This is a genomic window from Paenibacillus zanthoxyli JH29 (assembly GCF_000520715.1).
GTDB classification, from domain to species: Bacteria; Bacillota; Bacilli; order Paenibacillales; family Paenibacillaceae; genus Paenibacillus_AQ; species Paenibacillus_AQ zanthoxyli.
Map to the genome: position 1 here is coordinate 1 of NZ_ASSD01000025.1, position 2,859 is coordinate 2,859.

Below are 2,859 nucleotides of genomic sequence, written 5' to 3' on the forward strand. Positions count from 1 at the left end.
GGTGAATCCGAATTATACGTCGGTCAATGTGGAGCAGTCGCTGTATGACGGGAATTCGATCCTGCATTTCTACCGGAAGCTGATCCGGCTGCGCCGCGAGAATAAAGCGCTGATTTACGGCGATTACCGGGAGATTTTCAAGGATTCCGAGGAGCTTGGCGGCTATGTCCGAACCTTGGGTAGCGAGCAATGGACGGTATTATGCAATTTTACGGACCGGAATGTTGCGATTCCTACGCCGCTTGCGGGTACTGTCGTGCTGTCCAATCTGAATGATCATGATGCAGGCATCATGAAACCGTATGAGACGGTAATATGCAAAGCTGAATACGAAGCGGACTAAAAAAGAATCGCCCTGATCCTTTTTCTAAAAAGGAGGGCGATTCTTTTGCTTAAGATGTATAATGTCTTCCGAGTCCAAGCTCCGTAAGCAGCTGCCGGTAAGCGATGGAAGTGCGGTCAGCCGGAATGTGCGCCTCTGCCGTCAAATCCAGCGGGAGATCCTCCGGAGTCTGGGCCTCGACCATTTCACTGTCTTCCGCGAACACCTGAAGGTTGAAATCAATGGTTGGCTGAAGTGGAGCGTCTTTATCGAAATTGCGTGAAATCGGGCAGAACAGACGGGTGTAGCGGGCCGAGACCGGGGAAGCGCAGTTCAGGATCATCAGCTTCCCGTCTTCTGGAAAATGGACGGTAAGGGAGGCCGCAAACGGCGGGAACACACGGAATGCGCGCAGCCACATAAACCCTTCGGGAACAGGAACGTTTTGGCCTTTGGCGTAATTGCTGACCGTGCTCCAATAGTCGGCAAATAGCTCAGTGCCTTCGCGTCTCACCTTGTACTGCGGGACCTCCGGATTATTGCGGTCGCCGAAGCTGTCCGTATGCACGTAAGCGAAATGGGATACGTCCAGGAAGCCCTCCATTTGGCGCCCGGAGGAACCCGCGATGTCAAAGCTCGGAGGTAAAATATTGATGAAATCCGGATCATCCCAGCCTGGGAAGTCGGGAATTTGTTCCTCGGCACCCGAGAGACAAGTCCAGATCAGCCCGTACCGCTCAACGGCGGGATACATCATCAGCTTCAGTTTGGGTGAAATTTTGCTGCTCGGGTGTGCGGGAACTGCGGTACACGCTCCTTCGCAGTTATAACGGAAGCCGTGATAAGGGCATACGATCTCATCGTTTTCAATCCATCCCTTGCTGAGAGGGGCGCCCCGGTGGAAGCAAAGATCGCGGGCAATAACGACTTTGCCCTTGCTGCGGTAACAGACGAGCTTCACGTCCAGCAGCTTCACAGCCACCGGCTTGTCCGCAATCTCGCTTGCGATGGCTACCGGATACCAGTATTTGGAGAGTACATGCCAGTCATTTTCCGTAAATGTACAGTCGCGGGGAAGCTGCGTTTGGGCGGCTCCGGCAGGGGAATTAGCTTTAACATTCATCATCTTTCACCTCACGAATTATTGGATATTCCGCTAATGCAGAAAACCCCGGGCGCCAAGAAGCGCATAGTTAAATCGGCCTTTCGCTGCGCAGCCTAAAGAGGGCCGGACAGAAAGGGAAATAACTGATACATCTCTTGTAGCCTGGGGCAATTCACGGTTGCCTGTAGAGACGCTCACCCACATTGTGAGCTTATACAAGAAGCAGCAATATAATAGTGTCAGGTTATATGACGCGATTATTTGGCTTAATCATAAACTCGGTCTGGGTGGTTGTCAATATCATTCAAAATTTAAATGGTTTCCGTAACGAAATTTTACAGCACTCTGCACAATTAATTAGCGGGAACGCTGCCGACGCTTCAGAAACCTTACATTAATCTCACCGCTTCCGGCAGTATTGGTGTTCAATTTGAGGCGGAAGGTATTCTTCTTCAGTATCGTTTTGACCTGTGATGGAGACAGAGCGGGATTACTCTGCAGTAGCTGGGCGGCTGTGCCGGAGACGATGGGTGTAGACATGCTGGTCCCGGACAATACGAAATAACTGCGGCCGATTCTATGGGAAGGAAGCTCGCGGTCCAGCTTGGAGCGGGGAGAGCGCAGCGAAATAATCGTCTCGCCCGGTGCAACAAGGTCCGGCTTGTTCCCTCCGAAGCGCGCCGGTCCCCGGCTGGAGAACCAGGCTATGCGGTCGTCGGCTTGCGGGAGGGTGCGGCGGTCGTTTACCGCTCCGACGGTAATGGCCGAAGGGCTGTTACCGGGCGACTCAATCGTACCGTACCCGGGCCCGCCGTTTCCGGCCGCAATCACGACGGTCAGTCCGGCCTTGACCGCCTGCTCTACGGCTTGGCAGAGAGGATCATCCTTATATGAAGAATTTATTGGGCCGCCTAGCGACAGGGATAGAATGCGCAGCTTCAGCCGCTTCCGGCGGGCGATGCACCACTCGATCCCCTTAATAATCGTGGAGTCGTACCCGCTGCCATTCCGGTCCAATACTTTGACGCCCACGATGCCCGCTTCCGGCGCAGGCCCTTTGTATTTCCCGCTGCTTGACCAGCCGTTGCCCGCCGCATCTCCGGCGACATGCGTTCCGTGGCCGTTATCGTCGTAAGGCCGCTGTCTGCGGTTGATGAAGTCTTTAAAGGCGACAATCCGGTTGGCGGGCCGGGTCAGATCCGGGTGCGGAAAGACCCCAGTGTCGAGAACAGCAATGTTAATTCCCTTACCGGTAAGACCTCTCTCTCTTTGAACAGCAGCAGAACCGATGGAAGGCGTCGCTACCAAGAGCGACGTGGTTTTAATTCCGTCCAGATATATTTTGTGGACTGCGCCGCATCGGCACATCCGCTTCAGACAGTCCACTGAAATCCTGGACGATACCGAATTGACCAGCGGAAGCTGCCGCAGG

At 54.1% G+C, this 2,859-nt stretch carries 3 protein-coding genes and 1 riboswitch; of the genes, 1 reads left to right on the top strand and 2 read right to left on the bottom strand.

Translation table 11 applies throughout. The features are described from left to right. Positions 1-343, top strand: a 343-nt coding sequence (locus tag L691_RS27465) for a DUF3459 domain-containing protein (protein ID WP_036734584.1), incomplete at its 5' end; no start/stop codon positions are given. Positions 344-392: 49 nt separating this feature from the next. Here L691_RS27465 and L691_RS0101110 read toward each other — a convergent pair. Both L691_RS0101110 and L691_RS0101115 read right to left on the bottom strand, forming a co-directional pair. Further along, positions 393-1,445, bottom strand: a complete 1,053-nt coding sequence (locus tag L691_RS0101110) for an aromatic ring-hydroxylating oxygenase subunit alpha (RefSeq protein WP_051459270.1) — start codon at positions 1,443-1,445, stop codon at positions 393-395. 120 nt (positions 1,446-1,565) lie between these two features. Beyond that, positions 1,566-1,666, bottom strand: a riboswitch (purine riboswitch). A gap of 118 nt (positions 1,667-1,784) precedes the next feature. Beyond that, on the bottom strand, positions 1,785-2,859 hold a 1,075-nt coding region (locus L691_RS0101115), incomplete at its 5' end, for a S8 family peptidase (protein ID WP_025688237.1).

Coding starts and splice junctions, on each gene's coding strand:
- L691_RS0101110 (WP_051459270.1), bottom strand. CDS start 1,445: ATGAATGTTAAAGCTAATTCCCCTGCCGGAGCCGCCCAAACGCAGCTT.